The organism is Dyadobacter sp. OTU695 (assembly GCF_038440355.1).
Taxonomy (GTDB): Bacteria; Bacteroidota; Bacteroidia; order Cytophagales; family Spirosomataceae; genus Dyadobacter.
In genome coordinates, this window is record NZ_JASATN010000009.1 from 33,497 (window position 1) to 53,445 (window position 19,949).

Consider the following 19,949-nt stretch of genomic DNA (forward strand, 5'->3'; position numbering starts at 1 on the left):
AATACAGTGATCCTCGGGCGTTTCTGTTAATTTCTTTCAACAATATTTGAGAATACCGGATCGTTTTTTCTGGTGAAAAATTCTTATATTGTGAGAATTAACTACCACAGGGCTCATGGGTAAAGTACTGGTTCTGAATCAAGATTATAGCGCACTAAGTGTTTGCACAGTTCCGAAGGCGTTTCTGCTGGTTTATATGAAGAAGGCTGAAATGCTCGCCGAATCTCAGTTGGAGCATCTCAGGACTGTCAACGACAGGTATCCCATGCCGGTCGTCATACGTCTCCATCGCTACATACATATACCGTACAGGGGGGTGGTCATGACCAGGCAAAACCTCTTCAAGCGGGACGGCAACAGGTGCCAGTATTGCGGAACCCACGATAATCTGACGCTGGACCACGTAATGCCGAAAAGCAGGGGAGGGAAAACCACCTGGGACAATTTGGCCACCGCATGTAAAAGATGCAACTCCCGCAAAGGAGACCATACGCCGGAAGAGGTTGACATGCCGTTAAAGCAGCGACCGTTCCGGCCTTCTTTTTTAATGTTCATCCGGGATTTTTCAGGCATGGCCGATGACGAGTGGCTGCCATACCTCGGATCGAAAGAGCGTTCTTGCTGATCTGCGGGCTTCATCGCTGATTGTCAGGCATTGTCATTTGTTGTCAGGAGGTTGAAAACAATGTCACGTACGGTCATTGATTGTCAATCTTGCTCTGCAACATCTGATCAAATTCTTCTCCAATTTATGTTCCTGACCATCTCCGGCCACTCCTGACACTTAATGACTACACCTGACAACTTCCTGACCACACCTGACTAACCCTGACCATTTTACGCCGAATCGGCACCATATCTCCCCGTTGCTAAATTAAATCGCTCAACCGTTCGGAAATTGTTTTCGAATCGCGTAATTTTGCGTCCTAATTTTTCAAAAATACTTGTTGAACTAATTTTCAGCCGATTAGCCTGGCGGCTGATGTATTTAAGGGCCATTATTCCTATTTATGTCTAAGGAAAAACAAAATCAACCACTTCCCGAATTCGATTGGGATAAAGCATCAGACAAAGGTTTCGGAACCGCTTATTCATCAGCTGACCGTACCCGTCTGGAACAAATGTATGAAACTACCCTTTCGCCGGTTTCGGAAAAAGAAGTAGTTAAAGGTGTTGTAGTAGGTATTACAGACCGCGAGGTGATCCTGAACATCGGTTTTAAATCTGACGGTATCGTATCATCCAATGAATTCCGCGACCTGCCAGGTTTGAAAATTGGTGACGAAGTGGAAGTTTACGTAGAGAACCAGGAAGACGCACAAGGTCAGCTGGTACTTTCACGCAAAAAAGCGAAAGTTATCACTGCATGGGATAACATCCAGAAATCATTCGATGAGGATGTTGTTATCGATGCAAATGTTAAGAGAAGAACCAAAGGTGGTCTTATCGTTGATATTTTCGGCATTGAAGCATTCTTGCCAGGTTCACAAATCGATGTGAAGCCAATCCGTGACTTCGACGTTTTCGTTGGAAAGCGTATGGAAGTAAAAGTTGTGAAAATCAACTACGCTAACGATAACGTAGTAGTGTCACACAAAATCCTGATCGAAAAAGATCTTGAAGCACAACGTCAGCAAATCCTGAACAACCTTGAAAAAGGTCAGGTATTGGAAGGCGTGATCAAAAACATGACCAACTTCGGTGTGTTCATCGACCTTGGTGGTGTTGACGGTCTGTTGCACATTACCGATATTTCATGGGGCCGTATCAACCACCCATCTGACCTTCTTTCACTGGATCAGAAATTGAACGTGGTTGTTCTCGACTTCGATGAAGAGAAAAAACGTATTTCTTTGGGTCTGAAGCAACTTCAGTCTCACCCATGGGATTCTCTTGCAGAAGAAATCCAGGTTGGATCGAAAGTTACAGGTCGCATCGTTAATGTTGCTGACTACGGTGCTTTCCTTGAAATCAAACCAGGTGTTGAAGGTTTGATCCACGTTTCTGAAATGTCATGGTCTCAGCACCTGCGCAATCCTCAGGAGTTCATGAATGTGAACGACGAGATCAGCGCGGTTGTATTGACGCTTGACCGTCAGGAGCGCAAAATGTCTCTTGGTATCAAACAATTGACAGAAGATCCTTGGACTCAGGGCTCATTGAAAGAGAAGTATGCTATCGGTACCCGCCACAAAGGAGTAGTTCGTAACCTGACCAACTTCGGTCTGTTCATCGAATTGGAAGAAGGCATCGACGGTCTGGTACACGTTTCTGACCTTTCATGGACTAAGAAAATCAAGCATCCTTCCGACTTCGTGAAAGTAAACGACGAATTGGAAGTAGTTGTACTTGAACTTGACGCGGACAACCGTCGTCTTGCTTTGGGCCACAAGCAGCTTGAAGAAAACCCGTGGGATACTTTCGAAAGCATCTTCGAAGTAGGTTCAGTACATAAATCTACGATCGTTGCGAAAGGTGATAAGTTTGCTACTCTCGAACTTCCTTACGGAATCGAAGGTGTTGCTTCTATCAAGAACCTTGCGAAAGAAGACGGAACGTTTGCGGAAGTAGGTGAGAGCCTTGACTTCACTGTTCTTGAATTCCTGAAAGACGAGAAGAAAATCGTTCTTACTCACTCTAAAGTGAAAGGTGTTCCTGCTGAGGAAAGAAAAGAAGCAAAAGCCCCTAAAGCTCCTGCTGCTGAATCAGCGAACAAAGAAGCTGAGAAATCAACTTTTGGAGACCTTAGCGTTCTGTCTGCTTTGAAAGAGCAGTTCGAAGAGAGCGAGAAGAAAGGAAAAAAGTAAAATAAAATATGGTGCGGAAGAATTTTTTAATACTTTTGCACCCGGATTAGCTGTCGGCCTTGCGCAGACAGCTAATCTTTAAAAATGGTTCCGTGGCCGAGTGGCTAGGCAGAGGTCTGCAAAACCTCGTACAGCGGTTCGAATCCGCTCGGAACCTCCCCTTGAATTGTGGCTTTTTTTCCCGGATTTGGGACACAATAAAATGCCTGAAAAATACCATTTGGAATCCGTTTTTTTAACGAGCTCTAAATGGTATTTTTTTTGCTAGTCACTTGAAAATCAGTCGGTAAAAATTTTGTAACCGATGTTAAATTAATCCAACAAATTAGACAAATTATAAATAAGAAGGTGGGGTAAAATATCCCTTAAATACTTTTGTGGATAAAAAATCGTAAGCTAGTTTTGTCTGTTGAAGAATAATGAATAGTTGATTATGAATATACCATTCCGAATGGACGCTAAGTTTTGTTCCTTCTTTAATTACTCAAAAACCTTTGTAGCTATCCTCTTAGCTATCTTTTTAAGCGTACCTACTTTAGTATCTGCGCAGGATAGCACTGCTGCTGCCGGTGCAGCTCCCGCTGGAGGTGGTGATGCTGCAAAAGGTGAATCGATCTTCAAAAACAACTGCGCCCAATGCCACGCACCTACTGACGAGCGTGTAGTTGGTCCGGGGTTGAAAGGAGCAAGCTCCCGTCACGATTTTGCCTGGCTTTCCAAATGGGTACGCAACTCTTCGGCAGTGATCGCATCGGGCGATCCTTACGCTGTCAAAATTTACAACGAATATTCGAAAGCTCAGATGACGAGCTTCCCGAACCTTTCGGACGATGATATCAAGGCGATCTTCGCTTACGTAGACCAGGCGTCTGCTGCTCCTGCCGCTCCTGCGGGTGGTGGTGCTGCCGGAGCTACTACGGCGGCGGCTGGAGATGCCAAGGGCAGTGCTCCTTCTGACTTGTTCGTGATCGTACTGGTTGCATTGGTGGTAGTAATGGTATTGGTATTGGGTGTTTTGCTCGTTATCGTATCGCTTCTTTCCAAAGCCGTTAAAGGCGGAGGCGCTGAAACTGAGGCTCCTGCCGGTGAAAGTTTCGGTGGTTTGCTGAAAAGAATCACTGTTGATCCGGCTATCCGTTCCGCGACACTCTGGATCTTCGTTCTCCTGGTTTTAAAGGCAACTCTGGACGGTGCGTTTAGTGTAGGGGTTCAGCAAGGATATGCCCCCAAACAGCCTATTTCATTCTCTCACAAGTTGCATGCAGGCGAATATAAAATCGACTGTAACTATTGCCACACCGGTGTTAACCGCGGTAAGTCGGCGCACATCCCTTCTGCTAACATCTGTATGAACTGCCACGGTGTTATCAAAAAGGAATCTCCTGAAATTCAAAAGATTTATACTTCCATCGAGAACAACCAGCCGATCGAATGGGTGCGCGTTCACAACCTGCCTGACCTGGCTTACTTCAACCACGCACAGCACGTGAACGTGGGTGGCCTCGAATGCCAGAACTGCCACGGCGAAGTTGAGAAAATGGAAGTAATACAGCAACGCTCGTCACTGACGATGGGATGGTGTATTGATTGTCACCGTAAAACTGAGGTAAATACCAAAGACAATCAGTACTACGATAAGCTGGTACAGTTGCACGCTTCTGAAAGCAAAGAGGCTTTGAAAGTAGCGGATATTGGTGGTTTGGAATGTTCTAAGTGCCACTACTAATCAAGAAATTAATACCGGATACAACTCATTGTATTGAATAGTTTTATGGAAAATACTAATAAAAGATACTGGCGGGGACTTGAAGAGCTGAGGAATGATGAGAAGTTTGTAAAAGACGCAAGTTCAGAGTTCCCAAGCGCACCGACCGAAAGCCAGTATGAAAGTCTGGTGGATGGCGTAGGTACCCATCGCCGTGATTTCCTTAAAGTTCTGGGCTTTGGAATGGCGGCGGTATCCCTCGCGGCCTGCGAAACCCCGGTTAAAAAAGCCATCCCTTACGTTAATAAGCCGGAAGGCGAATTCCCTACTATATCTAACTGGTATGCATCCACTTACGCAGAAGGGGGAGATTATGCGAGTATCCTGGTCAAAACCCGTGAGGGCCGACCTATTAAAATAGAAAGCAATTCCCTTTCAAAAGTTTCTTATGGTGTGAGCTCACGGGCACACGCTTCGTTGCTCGGTTTGTACGACAATGAGAAACTGAAAGGTCCTAAAAAAGGAGAAGATACAAAAGTAAGCTGGGAAACTGTTGATAAGGAGATCTCTGATCAGCTTGCACAGATCGCAGCAAAAGGCGGAGCGATCCGCATTCTTACTTCTACGATATTGAGTCCGTCGACAAAGGCGGTTATCGCAGACTTCACTGCAAAATATCCAACCACAACCCATGTGGTTTACGATGCCAATTCATCTTACGCATTAGTAAAAGGAAATGAATTGTCATTCGGTAAAGCTGTTATCCCTTCTTACGATTTCAGCAAAGCGAAAGTAATCGTTGCTATCGATGGCGACTTCCTCGGAACATGGCTTGCGCCCGATACATTCTCGAAACAGTTTGCCGATACACGTCGTGTAAGCAGCGAGAAAGACGGCAAAAAAGAAATGTCCCGTCTGTATCAATTCGAATCGACGCTTTCGCTGACGGGCGCCAATGCGGATTATCGTACTGCGGTGAAGCCTTCGCAAATCGGTCTGGTTGCAGCTGCACTATATAATAAGGTAGCAGCGAAATTGGGCGGTACTCCTGTTGCAACGGCTGCATTGAACATCGATAACCTGGACAAGGCTGCTGCTGAACTCGTTGCGGCGAAAGGACAGGCGTTAGTTGTATCGGGCATCAACGATCCTTCGGTACAAGTAGTGGTGAATGCGCTGAACAGCCTGCTGGGAAGCTACGGATCTACCATTAACCTTGACAAACCTGCTAACTACCGTCAGGGTAATGATATCGCTACCAACCAGTTGATCGACGAGATCAAAGGCGGCAAAGTTTCCGGATTGATTTTGTGGGGTGCCAACCCGGTTTACGATCACCCACGTGGTGCGGAACTGGCCGCAGCATTGCCGCAGGTTTCATTAAGCGTGTCATTCAACGACCGTGCTGATGAAACTTCTTCCCTTTTGAAATACATCCTTCCTGCACCGCATTATCTCGAATCATGGGGTGATGCAGAACCGATTGCAGGATCATACAGCTTGATGCAGCCGGCGATCAGTCTGATTTTCAGCACTCGCCAGGCACAATCTACCCTTTTGAAATGGGCAGGTGCATCAACTGACTACCACGAATATGTAAAGGCATATTGGAGAAAGAACATCTTCCCGCAAGCCGGAGGTGGTGATTTCGAGAAATTCTGGATTAAATCTCTGCACGATGGTGTGTTGGACGTGGCTTCCGCTGCGACCGGCTCCGGTGCCGTATTCTCCGGAAACCTCGCTGCTGCCGCTGCTGGTATTGCTAAAAGATATAAGGCGTCATCATCAAGCCTGGAACTTGCGATTTTCGAAAACGTAGGTTTAGGTACCGGTTTTGCTGCCAACAACCCTTGGTTGCAGGAAAATCCGGATCCTATCACGAAAGCTTGCTGGGACAACCACGCTGGTCTGTCACAAAAAACGGCGAAGGAACTCGGCCTTGCGCAGGGTGACGTTGTTAAAGTGGATGTGAAAGGTAAATCAGTGGAATTGCCGGTGATTATTCAGCCGGGTCTTGCACAAGGAACCGTAGCCGTTGCGATTGGTTTCGGCCGCGAGAAAGCAGGTAAATCTGCTAACGGTGTTGGTAAAAACGTTTTCCCGTTTGCAACATTCACCGATGGCTTCCTGAACTTCACTCCGGGCGAAGTAACCCTGACAAAAACAGGTGATACCCGTGAAATCGCTCAGACTCAAACGCATAACACAGTAATGAACCGTAAGTCGGTCTTGCAAGAGACCGTATTGGCTCACTTCCAGAAAGATCCGATGGCCGGACGTTTCGTTCCGAAAATCCAGACGTCGGATGGCGAGGTAGATGCGACTGATCTGTCGCTTTGGAACGGACATAAATACAAGAACCACTCGTGGGGTATGGTGATTGATTTGAACACCTGCTTCGGTTGCGGATCTTGCGTGATCAGCTGCCAGAACGAGAACAACATTCCGGTAGTTGGGCGTCAGGAAATTATCAACTCACGCGAAATGCACTGGCTGCGTATCGACCGCTATTACAGCAGCGATGCAGACGTCGAAGATTTGCGTGGACTGGAGATTGCTTCCGAGAATCCGGAAGTTACATTCCAGCCGATGCTTTGCCAGCATTGTAACAATGCCCCTTGCGAAACGGTATGTCCGGTATTGGCGACTACCCACAGCTCCGAGGGCTTGAACCAGATGACTTACAACCGCTGCGTAGGTACAAGATATTGTGCAAACAACTGCCCATACAAAGTACGTCGCTTCAACTGGTTCAAATATTTTGATAACGACAATTTCGATTACGCATTCAACAATGACCTCGGTAAAATGGTCATTAACCCTGATGTAACGGTACGTTCAAGAGGGGTTATCGAAAAATGCTCGATGTGTGTTCACAGAATTCAGGAAGCAAAACTGACTGCGAAGAAAGAAAGAAGACGCATTATCGATGGTGAAGTAAACGTGGCTTGTGCATCTTCTTGCCCGACTGACGCGATTACTTTTGGTGATATGAACGATCCGGAAAGCAGAATTTCGAAAATGCTCGAAGTCGAAAGAGAAGGACGTGCATTCCACATGCTGGAAGAAATCAACGTTCGTCCACAGATCTCTTACCTGACCAAAGTCCGTAACAAGGATGCTGCGAAAGCGGAGAAGGTTGAAAAAGAGCACGCCTAATATCAGAGTTTAGAATTATTGACGATCCAATCATTATAAATAAATAGTAGTATGCATGTTACTTCACCTGTAAGAGAACCGCTGATTCAAGGTGGGAAAACGTACGCGGACGTAACGGAAGACATATGCCGCCACGTGGAGGCGACTCCGACGAAAGAATGGAAGATCGCTTTCGGACTTTCGCTGATCGTTCTGGCATATGGATCTGTGTGTCTCGCATGGACCTGGTGGGAAGGCCTCGGAGTTTGGGGTTTGAATAAAACGGTAGGTTGGGCGTGGGACATCACCAACTTCGTATGGTGGGTAGGTATCGGTCACGCGGGAACGCTGATCTCTGCGATCCTCTTGCTCTTCCGCCAGAAATGGAGAACTTCCATCAACCGTGCAGCGGAAGCGATGACGATCTTCGCCGTTATTTGTGCTGCTTCTTTTATTTTGATGCACATGGGTCGTCCCTGGATGGCTTACTGGGCTCTTCCATTACCAAACGCATTCGGTTCACTTTGGGTTAACTTCAACTCACCACTCGTTTGGGACGTATTTGCGATCAGTACTTACTTCTCTGTTTCACTGGTTTTCTGGTACATTGGTCTTATCCCTGACCTTGCTACCATCCGCGACCGCGCTACCAGCAAAGTTTCGAAATTCATGTACGGAACATTTGCAATGGGCTGGGACGGTTCAGCAAAAACCTGGGCTCGTTACGAATACATTTCTTTGATCCTTGCGGGTCTTTCTACGCCTCTTGTACTTTCGGTACACACCATTGTAAGTATGGACTTTGCTACCTCGGTAATTCCGGGATGGCACACAACGATCTTCCCTCCTTACTTCGTTGCGGGTGCGATCTTCTCCGGATTTGCAATGGTACAAAACCTGATGCTGATTACACGCGTAGTTTACAAACTGGAAGACTACATTACGCTTGAACACATTGAGACGATGAACAAGGTAATCACGCTTACCGGTTCGGTAGTAGGTGTGGCTTACATTACTGAGTTCTTTATCGCATGGTACGGTGGTGTTGAATATGAATACTACGCATTCTTCAACCGTATGACCGGTCCTTACTGGTGGGCATACTGGGCGATGATGACCTGTAACGTAATCTCTCCACAGTTGTTCTGGTCTAGAAAACTGCGTCGCAGCATTACGTTTACATTCTTCATCTCCGTCATTGTAAACATCGGTATGTGGTTCGAGCGTTTCGTAATTATCGTGACCTCCCTGCACCGTGACTATATTCCTTCAAGCTGGGCTATGTTCTCTCCAACGAGATACGACATCGGGGACTACATTTTCTCCTTCGGTTTGTTCTTCACTTTGTTCCTCCTGTTCTCGAAATATCTGCCGGTAGTAAACATGGCAGAAGTAAAAGCGGTACTGCGTTCGACATCTTCGCAGCTGCCAGCAAAAATCGCCGGAGTTGCGAAAGTAAGACAGCGCGGAACTGCTGAACCCGTTTACAATAAGGATCAGGAATAAAAGCATAGCGAAAAAGCGAATTATAGAGATTATAATTAAGTAATAGTATGGCAGAATTATCTGGTAAATATTTGGTCGGAGTTTACGACGATGACGATACTGTTCTTCACGCGGTACCCAAGCTGAGAAAAGCCGGTGTGAAAATTAAAGAAGTATACTCTCCATTCCCTATTCACGGGTTGGACGAAGCACTGGGGCACCCAAGAACGCGTATTGGTATTGCTGCCTTTATGTTCGGTGTGACGGGCTGCTGCTGTGCATTGACTCTGATGATCTGGACGATGGGTATTGACTGGCCGATGATCATCGGTGGTAAAGATCCGATCTCGATCCCTAACTACATTCCCATCACATTCGAGTTGACAGTACTTTTTACTGCATTCGGTATGGTGATCACATTCTTTATTTCCAATGGACTAGGGCCCGGTACGCATTTCCACCCACGGTTCGATGTACGGTCAACAGACAACAAGTTTGTGATGGCGATCGACATGAGCAGAAACTCAATGAGCGAAGAAGAGATATCGAGAGCGTTGAAAGACAGCGGCGCAGAAGAAGTCAACATTAAGCAATTCTAATGGAGTTTAAAGCAATGAAATTTAAAAGTTTATATAGATATCTATTGGTTGCTGCCGTATTGCTTACTGCTGCCGCTGGTTGTAAAAAGGATCCCAGCAATCCTGGAAAGGAATATGCACCAAACATGTACCTCCCGGTAGGTTACGAGCCTTACAAGCAGGAAAAAGCCAACCCGATCAACCCGCAGGGATTGACGATGCGTTTGCCGGTGGCTGGTACAGTTGCGAGACGTAACTACCACACAAGCTTCGGATCATCTGATTCAGCAGTTGTTGACCTGATGGTTTATAACATTCCTGCAGACAGTATCGAGATTGCCGAAAGAGTACTTAAAAACCCGGTTCCTTTGAACGAGAAAACGTTGGCAGAAGGAAAAGTACTTTACGACAGATATTGCCAGCATTGCCACGGCGCTACCGGTGCCGGTGACGGAAAAGTAGGAGCGATGTACAAAGGGGTTCCCAATTACGCGAGCGATGCTTACAAAAACCTGAATGAAGGACATATTTTCCATGTGATCACGCACGGAAAAGCGCGCATGTGGCCTCACGGATCGCAAATCAATCCGGAAGAACGCTGGAAGATCGTACACTACGTACAGAAATTGCAGAAAGGGGCTTAAGTACAATTTTGAAAACAGAGAAATAATTTAAATAATGGCATCAGCACATTCGATTCCTTCTATTGAAGAACGGTTTGAATTTACATCGGGAGCTAAGAGAAGTTTGCTCATTGGTGGCGGTGTAGGACTGGCTCTTGTACTATTAGGAGCATACCTTGCAGCCAATGGCGGTGGTGGTCATGAAGTGGCTGCGCACGGAGCGGAACATGCTGCGGCGGCAGGCCATGCGGCTGCTGAGCACGGAGCGGCGGCTGCGGCACACGGTGCGGACGCACACGGCGCTGCGGCTGAGGGCGGTCACCACGCCAAGAGCTGGGTGGCACGCATCTGGGCTAACCTATGGGTAAATGGTGTATATTTTACCGGGATGTCCGTTGTGGGGATGTTCTTCCTTTCTTATAACTATCTGGCACAAGCTGGCTGGTCAGCGGTATTTAAAAGAATCCCTGAGGCGCTTCCTGCATTTCTTCCTTTTACAGGTGCAGTGCTTCTCATTACTTTCCTTTTAGGTGGACATGACTTGTTTCACTGGACGCACAAAGGATTATTTGAAGTAGGCGGCGCGGAATATGACAAGATCATTGCCGGTAAGCAGGGATACCTGAACACGCCTTTCTTCCTCGCCCGCCTGGTAGCGTACTTCGCGATCTGGTATTTGTTGTGGAAGAAAATTCGTACACTTTCATTACAGGAAGACGAAATCGGCGGAACTGACTTTTACGAGAAATCAATCCGTATCGGAACTGCATTCCTTGTTGTATTCGGGGTAACATCTTCTACTTCTGCCTGGGATTTCGTAATGTCGATCGACACACACTGGTTCAGTACCATGTTCGGTTGGTACACTTTGGCTAGCTGGCACGTTGCTGGTCTGGCCGTGATCACTCTTACGATCGTATTGCTTCGCGAAAGAGGTTACCTGAGAGCCGTTAATTCAAGCCACTTGCGTGACCTTGGTAAGTTTATATTCGCGTTCAGCATTTTCTGGACTTATGTCTGGTTTGCTCAATTCCTTCTGATCTACTACGCTAACCTTCCGGAAGAAACGATCTACTTCATCGAGCGTTTCCGCGGACACGGTGGATTCTACAAGGCGCCTTTCTTTATCACATTGTTCCTGAACTTCTTCTTCCCGTTCCTCGTCCTGATGACCCGCGATGCGAAGTTCACGCATTCAATCCTGAAAGTGGCTTGCTGGAGTGTGATTATCGGACACTGGTTCGATTTCTACACCAACGTTATGCCTGGAACAGTCGGTGCAAGTGCTGAGATTGGTCCATTAGAGTGGGGCTTCTTCCTGATCTTCCTTTGTGCATTTGCATATACAATCGCAAATCAGTTGACTAAGGCAAATCTGATCCCGAGAAATCACCCAATGTTGGAGGAGTCACTGCATCACGATATCGCCTAATTGCAAAACCAGTAAATCATCATGTATATTATTATCGCATTAGTTGCTCTTGTATTTATTGTCCTCACCGGGGTGGTTATATCCAGGTTGCAGGGTGTTTTGAAGAGTATCGACAAGACCGGTTCTGAGGAGGTTGAAACGTCTGGTAATAAAGTAAACGGTGCTATGTTTATCGTTATACTGATTGGGGGCGCTATTTCCATTACCTGGTCATATCTGCATGCACGTGAGTTTTTTCTTCCCGAAGCATCTTCGATACACGGTAGAAGAACCGACGACCTGTTCTGGTTCTCCATGGGAATCCTGACCATCCCTTTCATATTGGTAAACTTCCTTGTATTCTTCTTTGCGTGGAAATACCAGCATAAAAAAGGACACAGAGCTACATTTTATCCAGAAAACCACAAGCTTGAACTAATCTGGACGATCATCCCTGCTATCGTAATGGCATTGCTGGTATTCACCGGCTGGAAAGCATGGTCGGATATTACAGCAGAAGCACCACGCGATGCGGAAGTGATCGAGATCACCGGTAAGCAGTTCAACTGGATCGCACGGTATGGTGGTGTTGATAATAACAAGCTTGGTGATTACAACTATAAACTGATTGATGCACAAAACGAAGTAGGTATTGATTTGTCGGATGAAAATTCTTTCGATGACTTTACGAACCCAAGTGAAATGCACATCCCGGTAGGCCGTCCGGTGCTGTTGAAAATCCGCGCCCGTGACGTGTTGCACAGTGTGTTCATTCCTCACATGCGTGTGAAAATGGACGCAGTCCCAGGTATGCCGACCAAATTCTGGTTCGTGCCGGACAAGACGACCGCTGATATGCGTGCTGAAACCGGCAATCCGAAATTTGACTATGAGATCGCTTGTACGGAGGTATGTGGACAAGGTCACTTTTCAATGAAAATGAGATTGATCGTAGACGACGAGGCTACATACAAGAAATGGGTTTCAGAACAGGCTACTTTCCTGTCAACTTACCCAGAATATCTTGCAAAAGTTCCTGAGAATCTGAAAGCAAAGGCCATGAAATATGTGCCTGCCGAAGCAGCGACTCCTGCGGCTGACAGCTCAGCAACATCTGCTGGCGGTGCCGGAGCAAGTTCTAGTCTACGATAATTCTATTAATTAAAATTACAATAAAAGTATATGTCAGCTATTGAAGGATTGGAAACAGCTCACCACCACGCAGACGAGCATGACCACCACCACGAAGCACAAAGCTTTTGGCAGAAATATATATTTTGTGAAGATCACAAGGTAATTGCCAAGCAGTATCTGATCACGGGTATTTTGTGGGCTGTTATCGGGATTACCATGTCGGTGATCTTCCGTATCCAGCTTGGTTTGCCCGATTCTAACCTGTCATGGTTGAAGCCAGTTCTGGGCGGATGGATCAGCGATGCAGGGAAGCTGGACCCTAACTTCTACCTGGCTTTGGTTACAATGCACGGTACCATCATGGTATTCTTTGTATTGACGGCCGGTTTGAGCGGTACATTCAGTAACTTCCTGATCCCGCTTCAAATTGGAGCGCGCGACATGGCGTCAGGGTTTATGAACATGCTTTCTTATTGGTTCTTCTTCCTGGCGAGTGTGATCATGTTTGCGTCATTGTTCCTGCAACAAGGACCGGCGGCTGGTGGCTGGGTAATCTACCCTCCATTGAGCGCATTGCCGCAAGCACACCCGGGCTCGGGCATGGGTATGACATTGTGGTTGGCTAGTATGGCATTCTTTATCGTATCGCAGCTGTTGGGTGGTATAAACTACATTACGACCGTTATCAACCTGCGTACAAGAGGTATGTCTTTCGATCGCCTGCCCCTGACGATCTGGTCGTTCCTGATTACCGCGGTACTGGGTCTGATCTCTTTCCCTGTATTGCTTTCTTCCGTATTGCTGCTGATCTTCGACCGTCACTTCGGTACCAGCTTCTATCTTTCTGACATTTACATCAATGGTGAAGCGCTGCCAAACGTGGGTGGTAGCCCGATCTTGTTCCAACACTTGTTCTGGTTCCTGGGCCACCCGGAGGTATATATCGTACTTCTCCCGGCTTTGGGTATCACTTCAGAGGTAATCGCGACGAATTCACGCAAGCCGATCTTCGGTTACCGTGCGATGATCGCCTCTATGTTGGGTATTGCATTCCTTGCATTTATCGTGTGGGCGCACCATATGTTTGTAACTGGTATGAATCCGTTCCTGGGATCGGTTTTCATGTTCCTTACATTGATTATTGCAGTACCTTCTGCGGTGAAAGGTTTTAACTACATCACCACACTCTGGAAAGGTAACATCGTATTTACACCAGGTATGTTGTTCTCGATCGGTCTGGTTTCCCTGTTTGTGTCAGGGGGTTTGACTGGTATTATTCTGGGTAACAGTGCATTGGATATTCAATTGCACGATACATACTTTGTAGTAGCCCACTTTCACCTTGTAATGGGTGCTGCGTCGGCATTCGGTCTGTTCGCGGGGGTTTACCACTGGTTCCCTAAAATGTTCGGACGTATGATGAGCACCACACTCGGCCAGATTCACTTCTGGATGACGTTCATCGGAATTTACCTGGTATTTATCCCGATGCACTACGTAGGTATTGCAGGTTTCCCTCGTCGTTACTACCAGTTCACCAGCTACGACTTTACGCATAAGTTCATGGATATGAACATGTTTATCTCTGTTGCAGCGATATTCACGTTCCTTGCACAGTTCATATTCCTTTGGAACTTCTTTTACAGCATTTTCAAGGGAAGAAAAGCCCCGCAAAACCCATGGCGTTCAAACACGCTCGAATGGACTGCGCCTATTATTCCGGGTCACGGAAACTGGGAAGGCGAAATTCCTGCGGTATATCGTTGGTCATATGATTACAGCAAACCGGGTGCAAAAGAGGACTTTATCCCTCAGAACATCCCGTATTCTCAAACGCCTGAATCGAACTTCCCTCATGAGAATGAGCTGATTGCTACAGAAAAGGCGATTGAGTCACAAAACTTCAATGACCAGTTCAAAACACATCATTGATCTTAAAGCGAATCGCCGGTTCCGGCGATTCGCTTTAAATACACTCATTACGCTCTATTTGGTCGTAATAGCCGGGGGAGTTGTAAGAAGTACAGGCTCAGGAATGGGCTGTCCCGACTGGCCGAAATGCTTTGGCCGATGGGTACCACCCACCGAGGCATCACAACTTCCTCCCGATTACAAGGAGATTTACGGTGCCAAGCTAAAAGGAGAGGTCGAGTTTAATGCGACCAAAACCTGGACTGAGTATGTGAACAGGCTCGTCGGGGTGTTCACGGGTATCATGATTTTCCTGACGCTGCTCGCTTCCATACCTTTTCTGAAATCCGGAAACAAGCAAATATTTTTTTTAAGCCTAGCAGCTTTTCTGTTGACGGGCTTCCAGGGTTGGCTGGGTGCAAAAGTCGTTTCTTTCGAATTGCACCCGTTGATCGTGACAGTACACATGCTGCTCGCCATAGTGATCATTTTCATCGTGCTCTACGTGTTTACGTGGGCGGGTTACGCAGGGAAAGTGCTCACATTACGCGAAGGCAGTGAAAAGCTGCTAAATGGAATTGGGATACTGGTTATGGCGCTGTCGCTTTTTCAGATTCTCCTGGGTACGCAGGTGCGCGAGGCAATGGACGTGGTGATTATGCGGCTCGGATATAGTGCCAGATCTCAATGGATCGATGAATTGGGAGCTAATTTTTATATACACCGGTCATTTTCAATTCTGGTCTTTGTTGTGAATGCAATCTGGATCAACAAGGTTTTGAAATCCGGTAACCAGGGAACAGTAGCTGGCAAAATTGCCAAAGCATGTCTCTGGATTCTGGTAGCGGAGATCGCAACGGGTGTGATCATGGCCTATTTCGGGGTTCCCGCGTTTGCACAGCCGATACACCTGACATTCGCGATTCTTTTGATCGGCTTGCAGTTTATAGTCTGGTTGGTCGTGAATGGTAAGAAGTATTTAAAATACAATGGCGTGGCCGCGACGGTCGGAAGCCAGTTTTAGAATTTTCAATTTCTGTAATAATGATTTCAGTAGAGGAAAGTGTAAGCGGGGTTGCGAAGATCAGAGAGAGATTAGGGGTTTTATTTGAATTATTGAAATTCCGGTTGGCGTCGTTGATCGCCTTTTCGGGGGCAATGGGCTATTGCCTGGGCTCACGGGATGTGAAGACCGGCGACATGGTACTTTTTGTACTGGCGTCTATCGGTATCACAGGTTCAGCGAATATTATCAACCAGATTCTGGAAAAGGATCTGGATAAAATGATGAAAAGAACGGCTTCACGGCCGTTGCCAAGCGGGCGAATTACCGTGGAGCAGGCTATCGTATGGGCAGTGGTTCTGGGCGTAGCTTCGCTAGCCATATTTGTAATAGTATTTAACCTGACAACGGGGCTTATTTCCTTGCTGTCGCTCGTGCTTTACGGCTTTGTTTACACTCCGTTGAAGCGCGTAGGTCCGATCGCGGTGTTTGTGGGAGCATTTCCCGGGGCATTTCCCCCGATGATCGGTTGGGTAGCGGCTACAAACCATTTTGGTCTGGAACCTGGTATCCTGTTTGCGATTCAGTTCTTCTGGCAATTCCCGCATTTCTGGGCCATTGCCTGGGTATTGGATGAAGATTACAAAAGAGCAGGCTTCAAGCTTTTGCCAGCCAACGGTTTGAAGGACTCTGATACGACTTTGCAAATCATGATTTATACCTTGTTCCTGCTGCCGATTGGCTGGCTGCCATACGAACTGGGAATGACGGGTATCAATTCGGCATTCATTGCGACGGTTTTTGGGGTGTTGTTCCTCGCGCAGACGTTCCACCTGATGCGGAAGTGTACGGACAAAACCGCGAAGCAGCTGATGTTCGGATCGTTCATTTACCTGCCTATCGTACAGATTGCTTTTTTGTTGGATAAATTGTGATATTGAATCGAGAGAAAATGGAAAACGTTCAGCAATATAAATTGGAAAGAGAGCCGCAGGAGACGCTTGCAATGGACCCGAAGAAGTTTATTCTTTGGTTGTTCCTCGTAACGATCATCATGCTTTTCGCTTCTCAAAGCAGCGCCTACCTCGTGCGCCGCGCGGAAGGGAATTGGCTCGAATTTGAAATGCCGCAGATCTTCTGGTACAGTACAGTGGTGCTGTTAATGAGCAGTGTAGCGATGCAATGGGCCTATTTTTCGGCAAAAAAAGATCAGTTCCAACAATTGAAAATAGCAATTTCTATTACTTTTGTACTCGGCCTGATCTTCCTTTATATGCAGTTTCAGGGCTGGAAAGAGCTGGTGGCGATGAATGTCTATTTTGTTGGAAACCCGTCCGGCTCGTTCTTTTACGTGTTTACAGGACTTCACGGTTTCCACATCATTACCGGCCTGATTGTTTTGGTGTTTGCGCTGTTCTCAGCATTTAAGCTGAATGTGCATTCCAAAAATCTGAGAAGGATTCAGATCAGTGCAACTTACTGGCACTTTTTAGATATACTCTGGTTATACCTTTTTGTTTTTTTATTGACCTTTAATTAATAATTTTTTTATCAATGGCTGCAAATGTAACAACACCCGGCGCGGTAGAACCCAAAATGTGGTTGGGGGGTATTGAGCCTATGAAAGCGAGTTACGGTAAACTGATGATGTGGTTCTTCCTCATCTCGGATACCTTTACTTTCTCTGCCTTGCTGGTGGCATATGGTACAGCCCGGTTTAGTTTCCCTGCATTCACCGGAAAACACGAAGATTTTACATTCTCCAACATGTACTGGCCGGTGCCTGAAAGGGTTTATGAGGCCGTACCATTCCTGCATGGTATTTCTCTGCCGCTGGTGTTTGTTGGTATTATGACATTCATCCTCATCGCTAGCTCCGTTACCATGGTACTTGCAGTGGAAGCCGGTCACCGCATGGACCGCGCGAATGTTGAAAAATATATGCTTTGGACAATCCTCGGTGGTTTTACCTTTTTGGGTTGCCAGGCTTGGGAATGGAGCCACTTCATCCACGGAACCGACTCGGGTACGGTAATGAAGGTGATTGAAAATGGTACCTGGATTGAGAAAACCATTTTTGGGGCCAACCTGACTGAAAACCAATACGGTCCTCCTGCATTTGCCGACTTCTTCTTTTTCATCACCGGCTTCCACGGAACCCACGTATTTTCGGGTGTGATCCTGAACATTCTGATCTTCTTCCGTGCAGCGACAGGGTTCTACGATAAGAGGGGAAGCTACGAAATGGTCGAGAAGGTGGGTCTTTACTGGCACTTCGTGGATTTGGTTTGGGTGTTTGTATTTACATTCTTCTACCTGGTTTAAATAATAGGACAATATTAAAATTGAAGTAAAATGGCAGAAGTACATCATCACCACGTACATAACCAGGATCCCGAAGCAGGAGCTGAGCAGCGTAAGGCTATCTGGAAAACCTTTTGGATTCTTTTGATCATTACCTCACTCGAATTCTTGATCGCGTTCACAGTTCCCCATGGAATTCTTAAAATCACGATCTTCATTGTGATGACAATTGTGAAAGCGTTCTATATCGTTGGAGAATTTATGCACTTGAAGCATGAAACAAAGACATTGATCTGGTCGATACTCGTGCCGGTAATTTTTGTGGCTTGGCTGATCCTGGCGCTCATGCTTGAAGGAAATGCAATTTTCGAAGCGATTTTCGGATAATAGAATAGAATGAAGAAATTTCCCAAAGCCGGATTACTGATCGTCACATTAGTAATTCCGGCTTTGATTTTTGCTTTACTAAAACTGTTCGGGACGAACCATTACGACCTACCTTACTTTGTGGCGGAAAAGGATGGTAACGGCTCGATCATCGTGCAAAACGGCGACACGCTGTTTCATCAGGTTTCAGGGGATTGCGGTGTGTTCGAAGGTGTAAACCTGGATGGGCGATTGACAGTTGTAAGCCGGATGCCATCAAACTGCGGAGAACCTTGTGAGAGGGCAACCGATGAAATGGAACGCATTGCGGCATTGAAAGCTGCGATTCCCGAATTGCAAGTGCTCTCGATTGCTGAGGATACCGTAAGACGCGGTAGTTGGCAGTTGGTTAAAGCGGACAGCGCGGCGATTGCAAGCTGTTTTTCGAAAGAATTGACAGATGCTGTAAAAGGAAGCGACGCTTCGAATGGTCGGGCAGGACAAATTGTGCTGATCGATCGTAACAGACACGTGAGAGGCTTTTACAAGGCCGGAGATGGAGAGGAAACCGACCGGCTGATGGCCGAGATCAAGATCCTGGATTATGAAAAGAAGAATGAGAAATAAGCGGGTATGGCTACATTAACAATCGAAAGAAAACCAAAGTACGAACGTATTATCAATATCCTGGCAGTCGTCATTCCGGTGGTGGTTGCATTATTGTTGGGAATCCGGCAAAAAATTGATTTGGGCGAATGGACGAAGGTGCTGCCGCACGTAATTGGCGTGATCAATACCGTGACGGCCATGTTGCTGATCATGGGCTTTTATTTTATCAAACAGAAAAATATCTCCGCGCACCGGCAGGTAATGACAGGTGCTTTCTTGCTGGGTTCGGTGTTTCTCGTATGCTATGTGCTTTATCACATTTCGAATGAGGCAACCCCATTCGGCGGTACAGGATTTATACGGCCTGTTTATTACTTTTTGCTGATCTCGCATATCGTGTTGTCGATCGTGGTCGTTTGGTTTGTATTGCGTGCGGTATATTTTGGGTACACCAACCAGATCACAGAACACCGGAAAGCCGTTAAATGGGCGATGCCTATCTGGCTTTATGTGAGTGTTACCGGTGTAATCGTTTATTTGATGATTAGTCCCTATTACGTATGAAGAAGTTTTTGGCAATATCCGGATTGGTAATAATGTTCGTACTGAACAGTGTCGGCGTATTTGCGCAATGTGCCATGTGCCGCGGATCTGTAGAAAGTTCAATGGGTAACGGGCGGAATAATGTGGGTGTAGGTTTAAATACCGGCATTATATTCCTGTTTGTGATCCCTTACATTCTGGTAGCGGTGATCGGCTACCTTTGGTACCGCAACTCCAAGCGTGCGCAGGCCGAGCGGCAGTTTGTGGCGGCGCGGGTGCGGTCCGCATACGATAACTAATCTGCCGAAAGATATTTGAGGGCGGGGCCAATG

The 19,949-nt window shown here is 46.6% G+C and carries 18 protein-coding genes and 1 tRNA gene; all 19 read left to right on the top strand.

The window, feature by feature from the left end; translation table 11 throughout:
* The first annotated feature begins 115 nt into the window (after positions 1-115).
* The 19 genes from AAHB90_RS17395 (at position 116) to AAHB90_RS17485 (ending at position 19,916) form a co-directional block, all read left to right on the top strand.
* Positions 116-625: an HNH endonuclease gene (locus AAHB90_RS17395; protein WP_019944881.1), complete on the top strand. Its 510-nt coding sequence runs from the start codon at positions 116-118 to the stop codon at positions 623-625.
* A 385-nt stretch (positions 626-1,010) separates the two neighbouring features.
* The gene (gene rpsA / locus AAHB90_RS17400; RefSeq protein WP_342086482.1) at positions 1,011-2,807 is read left to right on the top strand and encodes a 30S ribosomal protein S1; all 1,797 of its coding nucleotides are present in this window, start codon (positions 1,011-1,013) and stop codon (positions 2,805-2,807) included.
* Between the two features lie 86 nt (positions 2,808-2,893).
* Positions 2,894-2,964: transfer RNA gene (locus AAHB90_RS17405), tRNA-Cys, on the top strand.
* A gap of 294 nt (positions 2,965-3,258) precedes the next feature.
* A complete protein-coding gene (locus AAHB90_RS17410) occupies positions 3,259-4,533 on the top strand; it encodes a c-type cytochrome (RefSeq protein ID WP_342086688.1) in 1,275 nt (424 codons plus the stop codon).
* Positions 4,534-4,578: 45 nt separating this feature from the next.
* Positions 4,579-7,671, top strand: coding sequence for a TAT-variant-translocated molybdopterin oxidoreductase (locus AAHB90_RS17415; RefSeq protein ID WP_342086483.1), 3,093 nt, complete (start codon positions 4,579-4,581; stop codon positions 7,669-7,671).
* A gap of 51 nt (positions 7,672-7,722) precedes the next feature.
* Positions 7,723-9,156 (top strand): NrfD/PsrC family molybdoenzyme membrane anchor subunit, encoded by a 1,434-nt coding sequence (gene nrfD, locus AAHB90_RS17420; RefSeq protein WP_342086484.1) that lies wholly within the window; start codon positions 7,723-7,725, stop codon positions 9,154-9,156.
* Between the two features lie 47 nt (positions 9,157-9,203).
* Entirely contained in the window at positions 9,204-9,734 is a 531-nt protein-coding gene (locus AAHB90_RS17425) for a DUF3341 domain-containing protein (RefSeq protein ID WP_342086485.1), read from the top strand.
* On the top strand, positions 9,734-10,357 hold the full coding sequence (locus AAHB90_RS17430) for a c-type cytochrome (protein WP_342086486.1): 624 nt from the start codon (positions 9,734-9,736) through the stop codon (positions 10,355-10,357). The genes AAHB90_RS17425 and AAHB90_RS17430 overlap by 1 nt, the downstream gene beginning before the upstream one ends.
* A 34-nt stretch (positions 10,358-10,391) precedes the next feature.
* Entirely contained in the window at positions 10,392-11,768 is a 1,377-nt protein-coding gene (locus AAHB90_RS17435; RefSeq protein WP_342086487.1) for a quinol:cytochrome C oxidoreductase, read from the top strand.
* A gap of 21 nt (positions 11,769-11,789) precedes the next feature.
* Entirely contained in the window at positions 11,790-12,899 is a 1,110-nt protein-coding gene (locus AAHB90_RS17440) for a cytochrome c oxidase subunit II (protein WP_342086488.1), read from the top strand.
* Positions 12,900-12,929: 30 nt separating this feature from the next.
* Entirely contained in the window at positions 12,930-14,813 is a 1,884-nt protein-coding gene (locus AAHB90_RS17445) for a cytochrome c oxidase subunit I (protein ID WP_342086489.1), read from the top strand.
* Positions 14,788-15,816 (top strand): COX15/CtaA family protein, encoded by a 1,029-nt coding sequence (locus AAHB90_RS17450; RefSeq protein WP_342086490.1) that lies wholly within the window; start codon positions 14,788-14,790, stop codon positions 15,814-15,816. Before AAHB90_RS17445 ends, AAHB90_RS17450 begins: the two co-directional genes overlap by 26 nt.
* Positions 15,817-15,836: 20 nt before the next feature.
* Positions 15,837-16,730, top strand: coding sequence for a heme o synthase (cyoE, locus tag AAHB90_RS17455; RefSeq protein ID WP_342086491.1), 894 nt, complete (start codon positions 15,837-15,839; stop codon positions 16,728-16,730).
* A gap of 17 nt (positions 16,731-16,747) precedes the next feature.
* Complete coding sequence (locus AAHB90_RS17460; RefSeq protein WP_291200752.1) at positions 16,748-17,335, top strand: cytochrome c oxidase subunit 3; 588 nt, start codon at positions 16,748-16,750, stop codon at positions 17,333-17,335.
* A 14-nt stretch (positions 17,336-17,349) separates the two neighbouring features.
* Positions 17,350-18,120, top strand: coding sequence for a cytochrome c oxidase subunit 3 (locus AAHB90_RS17465; RefSeq protein WP_342086492.1), 771 nt, complete (start codon positions 17,350-17,352; stop codon positions 18,118-18,120).
* A gap of 30 nt (positions 18,121-18,150) precedes the next feature.
* Positions 18,151-18,486, top strand: coding sequence for a cytochrome C oxidase subunit IV family protein (locus tag AAHB90_RS17470; protein WP_291200749.1), 336 nt, complete (start codon positions 18,151-18,153; stop codon positions 18,484-18,486).
* A 9-nt stretch (positions 18,487-18,495) separates the two neighbouring features.
* On the top strand, positions 18,496-19,092 hold the full coding sequence (locus AAHB90_RS17475) for a hypothetical protein (protein ID WP_342086493.1): 597 nt from the start codon (positions 18,496-18,498) through the stop codon (positions 19,090-19,092).
* Between the two features lie 6 nt (positions 19,093-19,098).
* A complete protein-coding gene (locus AAHB90_RS17480; RefSeq protein WP_342086494.1) occupies positions 19,099-19,638 on the top strand; it encodes a DUF420 domain-containing protein in 540 nt (179 codons plus the stop codon).
* On the top strand, positions 19,635-19,916 hold the full coding sequence (locus AAHB90_RS17485; protein WP_342086495.1) for a hypothetical protein: 282 nt from the start codon (positions 19,635-19,637) through the stop codon (positions 19,914-19,916). The genes AAHB90_RS17480 and AAHB90_RS17485 overlap by 4 nt, the downstream gene beginning before the upstream one ends.
* Positions 19,917-19,949: the final 33 nt, after the last annotated feature.